Source organism: Comamonas sp. CMM02 (assembly GCF_014851485.1).
Classification (GTDB): Bacteria; Pseudomonadota; Gammaproteobacteria; order Burkholderiales; family Burkholderiaceae_C; genus Comamonas; species Comamonas avium.
The window spans coordinates 204,213-220,003 of the sequence record NZ_JACUZW010000003.1; the positions used below are offsets into that span (position 1 = coordinate 204,213).

A 15,791-nucleotide genomic window follows, 5' to 3' on the forward strand; every position below is an offset into this window, starting at 1 on the left:
GCAAACTGCATTGCGACGCGCCGCGCGCATGCCTCTAGGATTGTGGCTGGCGTGGAGTGTGGTCATTTTGGTGCTGCTGTGGGCCGTCTTGCCCGGTTGGTTCAGCGGCCATGATCCGCTCGTCGGTCAGGCGGGGCAGCAGTTACAGGCACCGGGCTCTGGCCATTGGCTGGGGACGGATGCTTTGGGGCGCGACGTTTGGACTCGCGTGGTTCATGGCGCTGTGCACTCGCTGGCTGGGGCACTGGTGGCGGTGGGTGTGGGCTTGGTGGTGGGTACAACTTTGGGTTTGCTGGCTGGTGCGCTAGGAGGGCGCATCGACGATGCCCTGATGCGTCTGGTTGATGTGCTGCTGGCAGTGCCTTCTTTGTTGCTGTCACTGACCATCATCATCGTCCTGGGCTTTGGTACGGTGAATGCCGCGATTGCCGTGGGCGTGGCCTCGGTGGCCAGTTTTGCGCGGTTGGTGCGCTCAGAGGTGGTGCGGGTGCGCAGAACGGAGTATGTGGAAGCGGCCTTCGGCAGCGGCGGACGTTTCAGCGCCGTGCTGTGGCGGCATGTGCTGCCCAATTCGCTGACATCGGTGGTGGCGTTGGCCGCACTGCAGTTCGGGACGGCCATTTTGGCGATCGCCACGCTGGGTTTTCTGGGCTATGGCGCTCCACCACCCACTCCCGAGTGGGGGCTGTTGATTGCAGAGGGGCGTAACTACTTGTCTACTGCGTGGTGGCTGACCACTGCGCCTGGGCTGGTGGTCGTGGCAATGGTGCTGGCGGTCAATCGCATCAGCGCTTCATTGTCAGGAGGCCAACCATGAGCGCTTGGCAATTTTGGCGGCAACGTTTGCTGCGTACGGCTGGGCAGCCGCCTGTTCTCCCCGCAGTTACGGTTTCAGGTGTCGATGCTGTATTGGAAATCGACAACCTGCAAATCGCCTACCGTGAAGGTGACCAGCTGCGGCAGGTTGTGCATGGTGTGTCTCTGACAGTGCGTCCTGGCGAGGTGGTGGCCTTGGTGGGTGAGTCGGGCTCGGGTAAATCCACCACCTCGCAGGCCGCTATTGGCCTGCTGCCCAGCAATGGTCAGGTCGTGGGTGGAAGCATTCGCCTTCTCGGCCAGGATGTGACCTATGCCGGGGAGGTGCAGTGGCGCAGCCTGCGTGGGCGGGTGTTGAGCCTGGTGCCGCAAGACCCTGGCGCATCTTTGAACCCGGTGCGCACCATTGGCGCTCAGGTGGCTGAGGTGCTGCAGCTGCATGGCTGGCGCGATGCTACAGCCATTGAAAAACAGGTGGTAGATCTGCTGCGAAAGGTGGGCATGACACGGCCTGAGCTGCGCTACCGCCAGTACCCGCATGAACTTTCAGGGGGCATGAAGCAGCGTGTATTGATTGCCATGGCCGTGGCTTTGAAACCAGCGCTGATCATTGCGGATGAGCCCACCAGTGCATTGGACGTCACCGTTCAGCGTCGTATTCTGGATCTGATCGACACCCTGCGCCGCGAGACGGGCACGGCCGTGCTGTTGGTGACCCATGACTTGGGTGTGGCGGCTGACCGCTCGCACCGCATCGTGGTGCTGCGCCATGGCCGTATTCAGGAGGCCGGTGAAACCTTGAAGGTGCTGCGCCAGCCGCAAAGCAGCTACGCACGCCAGTTGCTGGCCGATGCGCCCGCCTTGTCTGCTCCGCCTGCCCGGGCAGCGTTGCCTGAAAACACGACGGATGACTGGGCTGTTCAGGTGCAGGGACTGCGCCAGCAGTTTGTGGTGCCCGGTCACGTTGAACCCTTCAAGGCGGTCGATGGCGTGTCTTTCCAGGTACAGCGTGGCAGTACGCATGCGATTGTGGGCGAGTCAGGATCGGGCAAGACCACCACTATTCGTGCGCTGGTGGGACTGCTGCGGCCAACGCAAGGGCAGATTCACATTGCAGGCGTGGATGTCACCGCTTTGCGTGGTGAGGCGTTGCGGCAATTTCGGCGCAAGGTGCAACTGGTGTACCAGAACCCTTTCGCATCGCTGGACCCGCGCCAGTCGGTGTTCGACATTGTTGAAGAGCCGTTGCGCAATTTCGACCGCTTGCCTGTGGCGGTGCGCCGTCAGCGTGTTCAAGAGACGTTGGCCCGTGTGGGGCTGGCCAGTGAACTACAGACGCGCAAGCCCCATGCATTGTCTGGCGGGCAGCGTCAGCGCGTTGCCATCGCCCGTGCTTTGGTACTGCAGCCTGAAGTATTGGTGCTTGACGAAGCTGTCTCTGCCCTCGATGTAACCGTGCAGGCGCAGATTTTGAAGCTTTTAGAAACGTTGCAGCAGCAACTGCAATTGACCTATGTATTTGTTACGCATGACCTATCGGTGGTGCGCCAGATCGCCCATACCGTCTCCGTGCTTCAACACGGCAAGGTGGTAGAGCAGGGCTCGGTGGAGCAGGTCTTTCTGCACCCACGCAGCCATTACACCCGTGAACTGATCGCTGCCATTCCTGGCACAAGGAGTACTGATTTTGTCCAATCTCACCCCATTCCCGAAGAAACGCCTGGGCTACTTCAGCCGCTTGCTGGATGATGTGCCTGCCGCCGAGCGCTATCGCTTGGTGACCGAGCAGATTGCGCACGCCGAGGCGCTGGGCTTTGACTCTGCATGGGTGGCACAGCACCATTTTCATGAAAACGAGGGCGGCTTGCCCTCTCCCCTGGTATTTTTGGCCCATGTCGCGCAGCGTACGCAGCGCATCCGGCTGGGCACGGGTGTAGTGACATTGAGCATGGAAAACGCGATCCGTGTGGCCGAAGACACCGCAGTGCTGGATCTGCTGTCTGGAGGGCGGCTGGAAGTGGGGCTGGGCACGGGCGGTACGGCGGAGTCGTTTGAAGCCTTTGGTGTGGCCAGCCATGAACGGGGCGCTGTGTATGGGCGCAATCTCGAGATTTTGCGTGCGGCCTGGCGTGGTGATGCGCTTCAAGGCGGGGTGCGTATCTACCCCGCAGCACCCCATTTGCTGCAGCGCGTATGGCAAGCCACGTTCTCTGTGGAGGGCGGGCAGCGCGCAGGTGCCGCTGGCGAAGGTTTGATGCTCTCACGCACCCAGCCGCGCCCTGAGCAAGCGCCGCATTTGACGTTGTCGGACATTCAAAACCCCATCATCGATGCCTATCTGGCCGCTTTGCCGCAAGGGCAGGCTCCACGCATTCTGGGTTCTCGTTCTTTGCTCGTCACTGATCGCACAGAAGATGCCTTGCGTTGGGCAGAAACAGGCTTGCGCCGCTTGGCTGTGCGCCATGCCAAGCCAGCGGCAGGACCTTTCCCACGTGTAAGCCCAGATGCACCGCTGGAAGAGCTGATTCGGGCCTATGACGTGCACATCGGCACCCCGGATGAGGTGATTGCGTCCTTGCAAGCCGATACCGCCTTGGCGCGCACGACCGATCTGGTGTTCCAGGTGCACTCCATCGATCCACCGCATGAGGCCATCCTGCGTTCACTGGAGCTGACTGCCAAATATGTGGTGCCAGCTTTGGGATGGACGGCCTCCAACCCAGCTTTTGCCAATCCATCCGTGTCTGCCGTCGAATCTGAACTGCAGCCCGCGTAAGACAGGAGTTAAACCATGACCGAGCTATCGCATACAAAATCCGGCGTTGTGGCGGGATTGCGCATTGACCATGTCGATGTGATCGATTTTCTGGCTGACATTGTTCCGGGAGACTGGTTGGACCATCTGCGCCGCACTCGGCCGGAAACGCGTTCCCAGGCGCAAAAAAGCCATGATGCGTTGTTCACGCCTGCGCAGCCTATTGCGGGCCAGGTTACCCGTGCTGAACGCCATGCAGTGGCAGCCTTTGTCGCACTGCTGCACCAGCAAGCGGAGGCGGCAGACTTTCATTTGCAGTTGCTCCAGGAGCTGTCTCCCACCTGGTTTTATGCGGTGCGCAGTGCAGTGGCTGCCGGTGTGACGCAAGGGCCGTACGGGAAATTTCCTGCCGGGCCACTGAGCATTGAAAACCAAGAAGGGCTGGAGCTGCAGCTGTCTGATGCGCTGCGCGCTGTGCTGGGCGAGCGTTTGTATGCGGCCTTCCACCACGCGCATTTTCTGGTGTTCCACCCCCGTGACGCGGCGCCCGAACGTGTGCGTGCGCTGGAGGCTGCTGGCTGGCTGCCTGACGACATTGTCGTGCTGTCTCAATTGGTTGCTTTTTTGAGTTTTCAACTGCGGGTAGTGGCAGGTCTGCGGGTGCTGGTGGAAGGCTGGGACGAGGCTATTGCTGTCCCAGCTACCCGTAGCGCCGTCTCTCAGACAGTGTCCGCAGGCCCTCCGCCAAGCTCTGTTGCGGGTGCTGCACCCGCCGTTTTCACTCAGGCTGAACTGCAATGGCAGGCTTGGCTGGAACCGCTGGATGAGAGCGCTCTGACAGAGCGCCACTTTGCGGGCCTTGTGGATGCGGCCAGAGCCAAATCGCCGTATTTCCGGCTGCTGGCGCGCGATCCGGACACACTGGGTGCACGCACCCGTACCGACAAAGACATCTTCTACAACCCTGAGGCGGGCTTGCCGCGGGCAGAACGTGAATTGGCAGCGGCAGCAGCCTCGCGCTACAACGGCTGCATTTACTGTGCCTCGGTGCACGCCCGCTTTGCCAGCCACTTTTCGCGGCGCAAGGACGATGTCCAGCGTTTGCTGGATGAGGGTGTGCAGGTCAACCTGGATCCGCGCTGGAATGCGATTGTGGATGCCAGCGTGGCTTTGAGCGCAACCCCACCGCGTTTGAATGCACATCACATTGCCGCTTTGCGCAACCAAGGCCTGGATGCCCAGGCTGCTGCAGATTTGGTGCATGCAGCCGCATTCTTTAACTGGGCCAACCGCCTGATGCTGTCGCTGGGTGAGCCTCAGTACGCATAACTCTGGCTGTTGCCTATTTCCCCGATCTCCGATGTTGGAGATCGAGGTTTTTTGCCCATGATTCACCCATGAAGCAATAGGCGTTTGAGATTGTGCACAGGGTGGGCACTGTGCTTGCATCGTTGCTAGTGGTGCTTTTCGTGCAGCGAATCAACGGAGGCCAGGACTTTGGACTAAAGCGTCGCGGGTCCCTGTTGCATGATTTGACCCCGTGGGGTTATGACAAAGATAAAAAAAGGCAGCTGCAGCTGCCTTTTAATTTTGATAGCTGATAGCGCTTATGAATACTGGGTCAGGTGCATATCTGATGAGTATTATTAAGCATAAGCCTGTGCGGCTTCTTTTTGCGCTGGGTCCAGACTGGCGAGCGCAGCCAGATGCTCTGCATACTGCTGCGGGTAAAAGCGCTGGGCCACATCAAGGTGCGAGCGCACGCGGCCCTTCAGCGCATTGGTGCCAATATGACTGAACAAAGGATTGAGCGGATCGCTCTCTGGCCCGCGTGCCTGGCTGGCCAGGTGCGCGGGCAGGCTTAAAAGCGGCACCTCGTGCGCATGCAGACTGGGTGAAAAGAAGTAAGCGATGGAGTAGCGGCTGACCCCGGCGCCGGGTGAGCGCACGCGGTGCACATTGGCGCGCAGGTAGCCGTTGGTAGCCAGCTCCAGCATTTCCCCGATGTTGATGACAAAGGCATTTTTGCGGGGTGGCACATCCAGCCAGCCTTGTGGCGTTTGCACCTGCAAACCACCGACTTGGTCTTGCAGCAGCAGGGTCAGCAAGCCGCCATCCTTGTGCGGGCCAACGCCTTGGTCGGACTGGCTACTGCCTTGGCCCGGGTAATGAATGATCTTGAGGCGATGGTTGTGCGGTGAGGCCACCAGTTGGTTCAGTGCAGTGGCCGGTTGCTCTAGGGCTACCAGAAAGGCTTTGAGCAGGCGCTGTGCCACGGCACGTGTCGTGTCCAGCCAGAGCAGAATTTCTGATTGCAAAGTGGGCTGCGCTTGGGGCCACTGGTTCGGGCCTTGCAGTCCCCACCACTGTGGCGTTTCGGGGCTTGGTGGCACGGCCGGCAGCTCTTCACCAAAGTCAATTTGTTCGCGCAGGTCGGGTTGCAGACGGGTGATTTCCCCGCCGACGCCGGTGTAGCCACGAAAGTGGCGGGTCTGCGCTATCGCGATTTGCTGCTTGGCGGCAGCGGGCAGCGCAAAAAACTGCCGGGCTGCAGCTTCCAGGCGGGCAATGTGTTCAGGCGAAATACCGTGCCCTTCAAGGTAGAAGAACCCGGTCTCACGCGCAATGTGCGCCAGGCGGCTGTGTGCGGGCGTGTGCTGCTCGCTGTCACCCAGCTCTTCCAGATTGATGACCGGCAGGGCATTGACGGCGGCACTGGCGGCCAAGGCGGAAGCAATGGTGCTCATAAGGACTCCTGAAAATCGAAAGGTGCAGAAGAAACGGTGGCCGAAGTGGTTGTGTGACGACAGTGCGCAAGCGCTTGGCGCAGGTCGCCCAGCAGGTCGTCAGGGTGCTCAATGCCCATCGACAGCCGTACCAAGCCCGGTGCAATGCCGGCGCGCGCCAGCTCTGCATCGGTCAGTAGGTGGTGGGTGGTCTCAGCGGGAATGGCGGCCAGTGATTTGCTGTCACCAATATTCACCAACCGCTGGAACAGTTGCAGGGCATCATAAAAACGCTGAGCGCTGGCGCGGCCACCATGCAATTCAAACGATAGCAAGCCAGGAATGCGGCCCTCGTGCAGATAGCGCCTGGCGTGGGCATAGTCGGGGTGACTGGGGTGGGCTACATGCTGGATGTGGCTGACCTGCGGGAGGTCCTGCAGAAAATTCAGTACAGCACGCGTGTTGCTGCTGATGCGGTCAATGCGCAGTGCCAACGTCTCTAATCCCTGTAGCAGCAAGAAGGCAGAGTTGGCTGCCAGCGTGGCGCCGGCATTGCGCAGCATGACGGTGCGTGCACGGGCCACGACGGGGGCTTCAGGGTAGCGTTCGGTGAACACCACTTGGTGAAAGGCGGGTTCTGGCTGTGTTAGCTGCGGGTAGCGTTGGGCGTGTGCCTGCCAGTCGAAACGGCCACCATCTACAATCAAGCCCCCCATGACCACGCCATGACCGCCGATGTACTTCGTGGCCGAATGCACAACCACATCTGCCCCGTGTTGGAAGGGGCGGATCAGCAGTGGTGTGGCGCAGGTGTTGTCTACCACCACGGCCACGCCTTGGGCGTGGGCGATGTGGGCGATATGGGCCAGATCGGCCACATCGCCCGATGGGTTACCCACAGATTCAACAAACACGGCTTTGGTCTGTGGGGTGATCGCTTGGTGCAGCGCATCAGGATCGTTGCGTGCCACCACGGTGCTGTGGATGCCCCGACCTTGCAACACATGCGCAATCAGATTGTGCGAGCCTCCGTACAAGGTCGAAGCCACGATGACGTGATCCCCCACTTGCGCCAAAGTGGCCAGCACAATGTCGATCGCCGCCATGCCTGATGCCACGGCTAGAGCAGCTGTGCCACCTTCCAATTGCGTGATGCGTTGCTCCAGCACGCTCTGGGTAGGGTTGCTGGTGCGGGCGTAAATGTGGCCTTCCTGCACCAGGTCAAACAGCTCAGCGCCTTGCTGGGCATTCTCAAACAGGTACGAGGTGGAGTGGTAAACCGGTACTGCAGCGCTACGCTGGTGCTGCAGGCCGTCATAACCAGAATGCAGCACCAAGGTGTCCGCATGCCAGTGGGAGGCAGGCGACTGACTCATGCGTGCAGTGCTTCGGGGTGGTGCGCGCTGGCGGTAGGAGCGGTGGTGGTCGCGCTTGTTGATTGGCGTACCCATGAGCCCGAAATTTGTTGGGGATTGCGCAGCAGGTTCAGGATGGGGCAGGTCTTTTCCACGGCATCAAACAATGTTTGCAGTTGCGTGTCAGTAGCGCTGGATTGCAGTTGCACTTCGTAGTGAATGTCATGCGGCCAGATGGGCGTCGCCTCATGACCGGGCTGACCGGCACGCGGATCAATGGTGCCGTGAATATCCACCTCAATGCTGTCCAGCGGCACTTGCAGCAATGCGGCCTGAATTTCAAAAATGTGGGTCACACAGGTGCCCAACACGCCGAGTTGCAACTCGGGCGAGGATGGTCCGAGGTTGAAACCAGCGAAGTCATGGGGGCTGTCACTGATGATCTGGTGCTCACGGATGCGCAAACGGCGTATACCGCTACGCCCTTCCGCTGTGACGTGGGCGTGCAGCTGATTGGCCTGAGCGGTCCCATCGGCAACGCGTTGCTGGCGCGCCAAGACGGCAGTGCGTTTGTGGGAAAGATAGTTGTTGAGGCCCATGGTGATGCTCCGTGTGATGGGTAAACCGGTTGGAAAGACGCCATGGTTGGGCACACCCGCGATGAAAGCTACGAAGTTTTGCGTGTTTGCTTATGCGTTTTTTGTGAGCAATTAGACCTAGCAGAACGTGAAGTTTTCCGTATATCGATACCTGTTTTCGTTGCTTGTGACAAAGGGGTGTGCAACCTATCGTGGTAGCACTTTCTATCTTCATCACGAGGGACGATATGGCAGATTTTTCGCAAGAACAATGCAATGCTTGGAAGCGCCGTCACTTTCTGGGTGCCGCTGCGGGTGTGGCCACCGTGGGTGCTGCCAGTGGCCTGCTGCCTCAGGTCGCACGGTCACAGCCGCGCAAGATTACCTTGGCTTGGAGCCAAGCCAGTTTTTGCCAAGTGCCCGTACCAATCGCTTTGGAGCGTGGTTTCTTTACGCAAAATGGTCTGGATGTGGAGGTGTTGAATTGGGGTGGCGCGGCTGACCAGCTGCTGGAAGCACTGGCCACTGGCAAGGCGGAAGTTGGGGTGGGTTTGATCCACCGCTGGATCAAACCACTGGAAGCTGGCCTGGATGTGAAGATTGTGGGCAGCGTGCACGGAGGCTGCTTACGTCTAGTTGGAGTGAAGTCGGCAGGTGTGACCACTGACTTGCGTACCCTCAAAGGCAAGGTGATTGGTGTATCGGACCTCAATAGTCCTGCCAAGCAGTTCTACGGCATTCACTTGGCCAAGAAGGGCGTAGATATCGACAAAGACATCGAGTGGCGCGTGTTTCCGGCCGATTTGTTGGATGTGGCTGTGAAAAAGGGGGAAATCCATGCCATTGCCGACGGGGACCCCAACCTGTACCTGATCGAAAAGCGCAATCCAGGGGTGTTTGCCGAACTAGGAAATAGTGCGACGGGCGAGTACGCCGAGAAAATTTGCTGCGTACTGGGTGCTGGGGCCAAGTTTGTGCGTGAAGACCGCAAGAGTGCTGCTGCCGTGGTGCGAGCCTTGGCGCAGGCCTCCAATTACGTGGCCGAGAACCCCAATGAATCTGCCAAGATTTTTGCGCGTTACACGCCCAAGTTTGAGGTCAGTGATTTGCAGCGCTTGATCGCTGAGTTGACGTACAAACATCACCCCCATGGTGGTCGCCTGCAGGATGAGGTGCAGGCGTTTGCAGCAGACTTCCGCGAGGCGGGCATTCTGAAAAAGAGTACCGATCCTGTGCGTTTTGCGCACCACATCACTCAGGATGTCCTGTCATGACCGGTGCACATACATCCTTGGAGGCAGCGAGCTTCTCCACGGCCACAGCCTTGCAAACCCTGGGCCTATGGCGCCAAGGTGTAGTTGCGGCCTTGGCGTGGGCTTTGCTGGGTGCGTTGACCTTGCTGTGGCCCAACAAGCCTATTGGCTTTAGCGATTGGGCGTATACCACCGAGTTCGCCGTGCTGTCACTGGCAATTGCCGTGGCTTTGGCACTGATTGCACTGCGTGGATGGTTGCCTCGGCTGCATGCTGCTGGCGCATGGTTGATTGCCGCACCGCTCTTGCTAGGGTTATGGCAATTGCTGACCGCCAAACTAGGGGTGCTGCCGCCACCGTTTTTTGCACCTCCGCAAAGTTTGCTAGAGGTCTATCTGGACGATACGGCAAGGCTGGGCACGTCGATAGCACATTCGTTGCGCCTGCTGGTGCACGGCATTGTGCTGGGCAGTATTGTGGGATTTTTCACGGGTGTATGGGTAGGGTGGTCGCGCATAGCTGGGTACTGGGTGCACCCATTGCTGCGCTTCTTGGGGCCAGTGCCGGCATCAGCCCTGCTGCCTCTGGCATTCTTTTTTGCCCCGAGTAGTTACAGTGCCGCCGTGTTTTTGATTGCGCTGGCCACTTTCTTTCCGGTGGCCGTGCTGACATGGTCTGGGGTCGCCAATGTGAGCAAAAGCTACTACGACGTTGCCCGTACGCTGGGTGCTTCGGAGTGGTTTTTGGTCTTGCATGTGGCAATACCCGCTGCTTTGCCGCAAGTGTTTGTAGGCTTGTTCATGGGTCTGGGCGCTTCGTTCTCGGTGCTGATCACAGCAGAGATGATGGGGGTGAAAGCTGGCCTTGGCTGGTACTTGCAGTGGGCGCAAGGCTGGGCAGCCTATTCCAATATGTACGGTGCCTTGCTGGTGATGGCGGTGCTGTGCTCAGGCTTGATTACGTTGTTGTTTTCGGTACGTGATCGCTTGCTGAGCTGGCAGAAAGGAACCGTGAAATGGTGAATGCTCTGCGTCAAATTTTGCAGGCAACGTCTTCGGATGCTGCTACCTTGGATTCCGTGGCTGTCCAGTCCAGCAGCCCGACACAGCAAGGTGCGTTCATTGACATAAAGAATGTGTCGCACCACTTTGCACAGAACCACAAAAATGGTGCCGCAGAGAGCAACGCCAATTTGCCTGTGCTCGATAGTGTCAGCTTGCAGGTGCAGCCTGGCGAGTTTGTGGCGCTACTGGGCCCTAGCGGCTGTGGTAAATCGACATTGCTGCGCTTGGTGGCTGGTTTGGAGCCCCCAAGTGCAGGGCATATCACACAAGAAAAGCAGCCAATCAAGCAGCCCGATCCATCCCGTATTGTGGTGTTCCAAGATCCAACGCTGTTTCCATGGCGAACGGTGCGTGACAACGTGGCCTTGGGCTTACAGGCTCGCAAAGTTCCCAAGGAGCAGTATGTGCGGGTCGATGAGGCGCTGTCCTTGGTTGGGTTGACTGAATTTGCCAGTAGTTATCCGCACCAACTGTCAGGTGGTATGGCGCAACGTGCGGCACTGGCGCGCGCCTTGGTCAATGAGCCGAAACTGCTCATCTTGGATGAGCCACTGGGAAAACTGGACTCTTTGACACGCCTCACCATGCAAGGCGAGTTGCTCAAATTGTGGCAAAAAGCAGGTTTTTCGGTGCTACTGGTCACGCACGACGTGGAAGAGGCGCTTTTCTTGGCCAACCGCGTGATAGTGTTCTCACCACGTCCCGCACGAACAGTGGCTGAGCTACAGGTCGATTTGCCTTATCCACGCCACCGCACCGATCCCCGCTTTGTACAGTTGCGCCAGCAGCTGCTGCGTGATTTGGGCTTGAGTGACGTGACCTGATGAGTCCTGATCGTGTTGCGCAGGATGCGCCTTGGCTGCTGTGGCTATTGAATGCCATGCAGTCGGGCCAAGAAGCACTCTTGCAAATTTTGCACAGTGTCGGGTTGACGCCAGACGTCGATGGGCAGCCTGCATGGCCTTGGTCACGACGCCTTGCCGGTGAGAACTTGCTGCTGGACGTTGGTCAAGCCCGTGCTATGGCGTGGAGCTTGCTGGCCGTCGTCGTGATTATCTGCCTGCTTGTATTGGCGACCTTGTGGTGGCGCCATTCCAAAAAACGCGGATCGCTGCTAGTGACCGCGCTGCTGATCGTTATTGCCACTCCGTGGCCACAGTCGCAGGTGATTTGGACTCCTGCCAGTCCCAGCAGCTTTCACCACAATCCGCTGCCGTTCAGTGATGCGGCTATTGCAAGAGGTGCAGTGCACTATCAACGTCTGTGCATGGATTGTCATGGTGCAACAGGTAATGGCCAAGGCCCCATCGCTGCCCAACAAGCGGTATGGCCCCCAAGCTTCACGGGCCCATTGCTGTGGCGGCGTACCGATGGCGATTTGCTTCATACCGTGCGACAAGGCGTTTTTACGCACAGTGGTCAGCAGCGCATGCCTAGTTTTGCATCACAAATGACGGTGGCACAAACGTGGGAATTGCTGCATTTTTTGCGAGCGCAGGCTGCAGGGCAGCTGCTGCAACTGTCGGGCAACTGGGTCATGCCGATTGCATTGCCGAATATGCAACTTCACTGCCCGGGCCAAACTTGGCAACAGGTCAGTGATCTGCAGCAGCAGCGTGTTCGTTTGGTCGGTTTGGCCGATGTAAAAAGTGTTTTGCCTGATCCACGCATGCTCACCGTGTGGCTGCCTCCTGCAGATCAAAGTGCCAGTTTCATTCCCGCGCAAATCGATTGCATCGTCGCTTCGGCGACGGAAGCACGGCAGGCATTGTTCTGGCTGACAGGAACGGAAAATTTTACGCAAACGCAGTTATTGGCCGATAAAGCTGGCTGGTTACGTGCGCGCAATGACCGTGGTGCAGACAGTTGGAGTGAAGCAGATTTGGTATGCCGTGTGAACGAAGTGGTGCAAGGAGCGACACAAGAAGATAGCTTGACCCGGTTGCTGCGCAGCATGGACAGCCAGCCTCTTGTCTATGTCAAAGGCGGGAGCGTACATGGGCTGCAGTGATGGGGGCGTTGTTGCATAAATCGCTGTGCCGCAAACCGTAGGCTAGCGGCATGAGCCCTCCCAACAGACCTCGCTACCGGACCACGAACTGGAAAAGCAGTACAACGCCGCCCTCAAGGCCCGTCGATCAATGTCAATTTGGTTGGACAAGCGCATGGCCTGGTTTGCCACTACCAGCGGCAAACGCGGGCGAAGCCCGGGATTCTCTGGGCGCTTGGGGCGCAGTATCTGAAAGCGCTGGATTGGCTACCACCGGCGAAGTCTGGTGCAAGCGAAGATGAACTGCATCAAAAGGCGGGACGAGCGAGTGATGTCTCGCACCTTTGAGCGCCAAGTCAACGAGCTGCACATCCGAGCAGCCACATTGAATCGATTGACTGAACTGGGCCGCCCTCAGACGGCCGGGGTTTGGGGTAACTCGCCGCAAACTGGATTTATGCAACCACGCAGATAAAAACAAAAGCCCCGTCTATTGCTAGACGGGGCTTGATTTCTTGGCGGAAGGGGCGGGATTCGAACCCGCGGTGGGGATTAACCCACACACGCTTTCCAGGCGTGCGACTTAAGCCACTCATCCACCCTTCCTGGCAACATAGCAATGCTACGTGCTGAATGTAAAAGCCAAGCTGATGCTTGGCTTTGTATTTTCAAGCAAAAAGAAGAAATTGTGAATACTTCTTGGTGCTTCAAAACAAGTTCAATTGTAGCGCAGTTTGGCCGCATGAAAATGAAAGTGGCGCGCCTCACCCGTGGCGTTCAGGCGAAACCGCCGTTGGCACGCACGATCTGGGAATTGACCCATCCACCATCCTCGCTGGCCAGGAATGAAACCACTCGTGCAATGTCTTCGGGATGCCCCAGACGCTCCAGTGGTGTGGCCTTGCTGAGTTGAGCAATTTGCTCATCGCTCTTGCCACTGAGAAACAGCTCTGTGGCAACAGGGCCAGGCGCCACGGCATTGACCGTAATGTTTCTGCCGCGCAACTCGTTGGCCAGAACATGCACCAATCCTTCAACGCCAGCTTTGGCTGCAATATAGGGTCCGTATTGCGGGAAAGACTTGGCAATCACGCTGGTTGAGATTGCAACAATGCGGCCGTTGGCCTGCAGGTGCTCAGCTGCATGGGCCAGGACCAGAAAAGCGCCTCGCAAATTGGTATGAATGGCGCGGTCAAAAACCTCGATGCTGTCAGCAGCGATGGGTGCCAGGGGCATCGCACCAGCGCTATGCACAACGACGCTGGGGGTGCCGAAGGATTCGAGCGTGGTGGCAAAAAGCCGCTGCACCTCGTCGGGTTCAGATACGTCGGCCTGTACAGCAATGGCTGCGCCGCCAGCTTCTTCAATCGTCTGCACCACTTCCTGTGCCTTGGCAGTGTTGCCAGCGTAGTTGACGACAATGTTGAAGCCATCAGTTGCCAGGCGCAGGGCAATGGCACGGCCAATGCCTCGCGAAGCTCCCGTAACAATGGCGGTCAGTTTGGGGGGTGTGATGCTAGAAAGCTTATGCATGATCAATCCTTGAAATGGCAGCAGGCGCAAGAGCACAAGACAACCGCAACGCAACCCCAGGCATGGTGGCAAGCGTTGCCTTGACAGCTTGATCTGTGAAGGCAGCGCTAGACACATTCTGAGGCTCAACTGCAAAAAATCGGTTTACGTTCATGGCTCAATGCTTACGGTGAATGCGAGAAGGTGCACTGAGGCACGGCGCTTTTCAGTCCAAAGAGCGTGTTGCTCGTGGGGCATGAACGCAATGATCGTGATTGACTGCAAATGAATAAATGGTATGAAATTGACTTGTTAATTCAAAAAAAGCCAACAATCAATATTTCATGGATCGCTTCAGCGCTTTGCAACTTTTCACTCGCATTGTGGAGCTGGGCAGCTTTACTCAGGCAGCCAGCGCTTTGAATATTCCACGCGCAACGGCAACGCATGCCATCAAAGAATTAGAAAAAAAGCTGGGTGCGCGCTTGCTGGATCGCACCACGCGGCAGGTCAAACCTACTTTGGATGGGCAATCTTTCTACGAACGCAGCAAGCAGATACTGCTCGATCTGGAAGACGCACAAGCGTCTCTGAGTACGCATATCAAAAACCCCCATGGAACCCTGCGGCTGGATTTGCACGGAGCGCATGCCACGCTGATCATCTTGCCGCGCATTGGCCAGTTCAGGGCACTGTATCCACAGATTGACGTGGTCATCAGCAGTGGCGACCGCCTGGTCGATCTGGTCAAGGAGGGTATCGATTGCGTCGTACGCGCAGGCCATCCGCAAGACTCTTCGCTGGTTGCTCGCAAGCTGGCCGACATGCAGGAAATCATCTGTGCCAGCCCTGAATATCTGGCGCGACATGGCATGCCTGTACATCCCCGTGAACTGCAGGCACACCAGGGTGTTGGATTTTTCTCCAGAGGCAGCAGCAGTCGCTACCCTTTCACGGTCATTGTGGATGGGCAGGTCGCCGAATTTGAAGCGAGCGGCTGGCTCTCAGTCAACGATGCAGAGTGCTACACCAGTGCAGCACTTGCCGGTTGTGGACTGATACAGGCCCCCCGCTTTCGCCTGCAAGAGCACCTGCAAGCCGGGCGTCTGGTGCAAGTGCTTGAAAAATGGATGTGTCCTGCGCGTCCGGTTTTTGCGCTGTATCCATTTCACCATCAGCTTTCACCCAGAGTGCGGGTGTTTATCGATTGGGCCTGTGGTGTGTATGAAGACAGGTTCACTCCAGCGCAGGCTGGCTAATGTCACCTCAAGCATTGAAATGTGGTTCCGAACGCCGGGGGCTTGTCTGAGGGGGTGCTGCGCGCCATGTGCGTGCATTCTTTCGCTGGCTCGGGTGCTGCTGCTTCCAAGGCCTTGTGCCTTCAGGCGCACTCGCGATATGTGCCAGTTTGCAAGTACTGCCCATCTGCAGCGAAGGCCTCCAAAAGCGGCTGATATGGGCGTTCAGGAGATGGGCTCAGCACAAGGCAACGTTGTCGGCATCCAGTGACGGTGGGCGTAAAAGATCTTCGTTCACCCCCATCTCCAGGCTGGCGCGCTCGACAGCTTGCCAAAGTGTCGCTGGCATTTGCAGTATCTCTTCAGGGGACTCAGCACTGGCAATCCAGGCACTGATTTCACGGTGCTGTTCATGGGTCAGCAAGTCAAGATTCAGCATTTCGTCGATTGTTTTCATTGTTTGGCGATGGGTGATTTTTAGACGGACACTCATCCAAGATGGTG

The 15,791-nt window shown here is 58.0% G+C and carries 14 protein-coding genes, 1 tRNA gene and 3 pseudogenes; 12 read left to right on the plus strand and 6 right to left on the minus strand.

Going from position 1 to position 15,791, the window contains the following annotated elements:
- Nucleotides 1-28 precede the first annotated feature (28 nt).
- From IB213_RS10445 to IB213_RS18405, 5 genes and pseudogenes are all read left to right on the plus strand, one after another.
- Nucleotides 29-817 (plus strand): ABC transporter permease, encoded by a 789-nt coding sequence (locus IB213_RS10445; RefSeq protein ID WP_225214225.1) that lies wholly within the window; start codon nucleotides 29-31, stop codon nucleotides 815-817.
- Nucleotides 814-2,565: an ABC transporter ATP-binding protein gene (locus tag IB213_RS10450; protein ID WP_192406355.1), complete on the plus strand. Its 1,752-nt coding sequence runs from the start codon at nucleotides 814-816 to the stop codon at nucleotides 2,563-2,565. The genes IB213_RS10445 and IB213_RS10450 overlap by 4 nt, the downstream gene beginning before the upstream one ends.
- Complete coding sequence (locus IB213_RS10455) at nucleotides 2,498-3,592, plus strand: putative FMN-dependent luciferase-like monooxygenase (RefSeq protein WP_192407137.1); 1,095 nt, start codon at nucleotides 2,498-2,500, stop codon at nucleotides 3,590-3,592. Before IB213_RS10450 ends, IB213_RS10455 begins: the two co-directional genes overlap by 68 nt.
- Before the next feature lie 15 nt (nucleotides 3,593-3,607).
- Nucleotides 3,608-4,225: pseudogene (locus IB213_RS18400) on the plus strand (CMD domain protein); the annotation flags it as partial.
- A gap of 72 nt (nucleotides 4,226-4,297) precedes the next feature.
- Nucleotides 4,298-4,900 carry an alkylhydroperoxidase domain protein gene (locus tag IB213_RS18405; protein ID WP_370551217.1) on the plus strand — a complete coding sequence of 201 codons (603 nt, stop codon included), beginning with the start codon at nucleotides 4,298-4,300 and terminating at the stop codon, nucleotides 4,898-4,900.
- A gap of 317 nt (nucleotides 4,901-5,217) precedes the next feature.
- On the opposite strand, the gene IB213_RS10465 is transcribed toward IB213_RS18405, so the two are convergent.
- Genes IB213_RS10465 through IB213_RS10475 form a run of 3 tightly spaced genes read right to left on the minus strand, consistent with a single transcriptional unit; the run spans nucleotide 5,218 to nucleotide 8,251 of the window.
- On the minus strand, nucleotides 5,218-6,318 hold the full coding sequence (locus IB213_RS10465; RefSeq protein WP_192406357.1) for an isopenicillin N synthase family oxygenase: 1,101 nt from the start codon (nucleotides 6,316-6,318) through the stop codon (nucleotides 5,218-5,220).
- A complete protein-coding gene (locus IB213_RS10470) occupies nucleotides 6,315-7,673 on the minus strand; it encodes an O-acetylhomoserine aminocarboxypropyltransferase/cysteine synthase family protein (protein WP_192406358.1) in 1,359 nt (452 codons plus the stop codon). Before IB213_RS10470 ends, IB213_RS10465 begins: the two co-directional genes overlap by 4 nt.
- A complete protein-coding gene (locus tag IB213_RS10475; RefSeq protein WP_191724034.1) occupies nucleotides 7,670-8,251 on the minus strand; it encodes an OsmC family protein in 582 nt (193 codons plus the stop codon). The genes IB213_RS10470 and IB213_RS10475 overlap by 4 nt, the downstream gene beginning before the upstream one ends.
- 227 nt (nucleotides 8,252-8,478) lie before the next feature.
- Here IB213_RS10475 and IB213_RS10480 point away from each other — a divergent pair, with 227 nt between their 5' ends.
- From IB213_RS10480 to IB213_RS18090, 6 genes and pseudogenes are all read left to right on the plus strand, one after another.
- On the plus strand, nucleotides 8,479-9,504 hold the full coding sequence (locus IB213_RS10480) for an ABC transporter substrate-binding protein (RefSeq protein ID WP_192406359.1): 1,026 nt from the start codon (nucleotides 8,479-8,481) through the stop codon (nucleotides 9,502-9,504).
- The gene (locus tag IB213_RS10485) at nucleotides 9,501-10,505 is read left to right on the plus strand and encodes an ABC transporter permease (protein WP_192406360.1); all 1,005 of its coding nucleotides are present in this window, start codon (nucleotides 9,501-9,503) and stop codon (nucleotides 10,503-10,505) included. Before IB213_RS10480 ends, IB213_RS10485 begins: the two co-directional genes overlap by 4 nt.
- The gene (locus IB213_RS10490; protein ID WP_192406362.1) at nucleotides 10,499-11,371 is read left to right on the plus strand and encodes an ABC transporter ATP-binding protein; all 873 of its coding nucleotides are present in this window, start codon (nucleotides 10,499-10,501) and stop codon (nucleotides 11,369-11,371) included. The genes IB213_RS10485 and IB213_RS10490 overlap by 7 nt, the downstream gene beginning before the upstream one ends.
- Nucleotides 11,371-12,558, plus strand: coding sequence for a cytochrome c (locus tag IB213_RS10495; RefSeq protein WP_192406364.1), 1,188 nt, complete (start codon nucleotides 11,371-11,373; stop codon nucleotides 12,556-12,558). Before IB213_RS10490 ends, IB213_RS10495 begins: the two co-directional genes overlap by 1 nt.
- Before the next feature lie 50 nt (nucleotides 12,559-12,608).
- Nucleotides 12,609-12,766 (plus strand): annotated as a pseudogene (locus IB213_RS18410) (IS5/IS1182 family transposase); the annotation flags it as partial.
- A gap of 24 nt (nucleotides 12,767-12,790) precedes the next feature.
- Nucleotides 12,791-13,012: pseudogene (locus IB213_RS18090) on the plus strand (hypothetical protein); the annotation flags it as partial.
- A 41-nt stretch (nucleotides 13,013-13,053) separates the two neighbouring features.
- Here the strand turns inward: IB213_RS18090 and IB213_RS10505 are convergent.
- Together IB213_RS10505 and IB213_RS10510 are read right to left on the minus strand one after the other, a co-directional pair.
- Nucleotides 13,054-13,143: transfer RNA gene (locus IB213_RS10505), tRNA-Ser, on the minus strand.
- A gap of 171 nt (nucleotides 13,144-13,314) precedes the next feature.
- Nucleotides 13,315-14,070: an SDR family oxidoreductase gene (locus IB213_RS10510; RefSeq protein WP_192406366.1), complete on the minus strand. Its 756-nt coding sequence runs from the start codon at nucleotides 14,068-14,070 to the stop codon at nucleotides 13,315-13,317.
- A 323-nt stretch (nucleotides 14,071-14,393) separates the two neighbouring features.
- Here IB213_RS10510 and IB213_RS10515 point away from each other — a divergent pair, with 323 nt between their 5' ends.
- Complete coding sequence (locus IB213_RS10515; protein WP_192406368.1) at nucleotides 14,394-15,308, plus strand: LysR family transcriptional regulator; 915 nt, start codon at nucleotides 14,394-14,396, stop codon at nucleotides 15,306-15,308.
- 217 nt (nucleotides 15,309-15,525) lie between these two features.
- On the opposite strand, the gene IB213_RS10520 is transcribed toward IB213_RS10515, so the two are convergent.
- Nucleotides 15,526-15,744, minus strand: coding sequence for a hypothetical protein (locus IB213_RS10520; RefSeq protein WP_191724437.1), 219 nt, complete (start codon nucleotides 15,742-15,744; stop codon nucleotides 15,526-15,528).
- Nucleotides 15,745-15,791 lie beyond the last annotated feature (47 nt).

Bases quoted from the DNA above. Each gene is read 5' to 3' on its own strand.
- IB213_RS10445 (WP_225214225.1), top strand. From the start codon at position 29: ATGCCTCTAGGATTGTGGCTGGCGTGGAGTGTGGTCATTTTGGTGCTG.
- IB213_RS10450 (WP_192406355.1), top strand. From the start codon at position 814: ATGAGCGCTTGGCAATTTTGGCGGCAACGTTTGCTGCGTACGGCTGGG.
- IB213_RS10465 (WP_192406357.1), bottom strand. From the start codon at position 6,318: ATGAGCACCATTGCTTCCGCCTTGGCCGCCAGTGCCGCCGTCAATGCC.
- IB213_RS10470 (WP_192406358.1), bottom strand. From the start codon at position 7,673: ATGAGTCAGTCGCCTGCCTCCCACTGGCATGCGGACACCTTGGTGCTG.
- IB213_RS10475 (WP_191724034.1), bottom strand. From the start codon at position 8,251: ATGGGCCTCAACAACTATCTTTCCCACAAACGCACTGCCGTCTTGGCG.
- IB213_RS10480 (WP_192406359.1), top strand. From the start codon at position 8,479: ATGGCAGATTTTTCGCAAGAACAATGCAATGCTTGGAAGCGCCGTCAC.
- IB213_RS10485 (WP_192406360.1), top strand. From the start codon at position 9,501: ATGACCGGTGCACATACATCCTTGGAGGCAGCGAGCTTCTCCACGGCC.
- IB213_RS10490 (WP_192406362.1), top strand. From the start codon at position 10,499: ATGGTGAATGCTCTGCGTCAAATTTTGCAGGCAACGTCTTCGGATGCT.
- IB213_RS10495 (WP_192406364.1), top strand. From the start codon at position 11,371: ATGAGTCCTGATCGTGTTGCGCAGGATGCGCCTTGGCTGCTGTGGCTA.
- IB213_RS10510 (WP_192406366.1), bottom strand. From the start codon at position 14,070: ATGCATAAGCTTTCTAGCATCACACCCCCCAAACTGACCGCCATTGTT.
- IB213_RS10515 (WP_192406368.1), top strand. From the start codon at position 14,394: ATGGATCGCTTCAGCGCTTTGCAACTTTTCACTCGCATTGTGGAGCTG.
- IB213_RS10520 (WP_191724437.1), bottom strand. From the start codon at position 15,744: ATGAAAACAATCGACGAAATGCTGAATCTTGACTTGCTGACCCATGAA.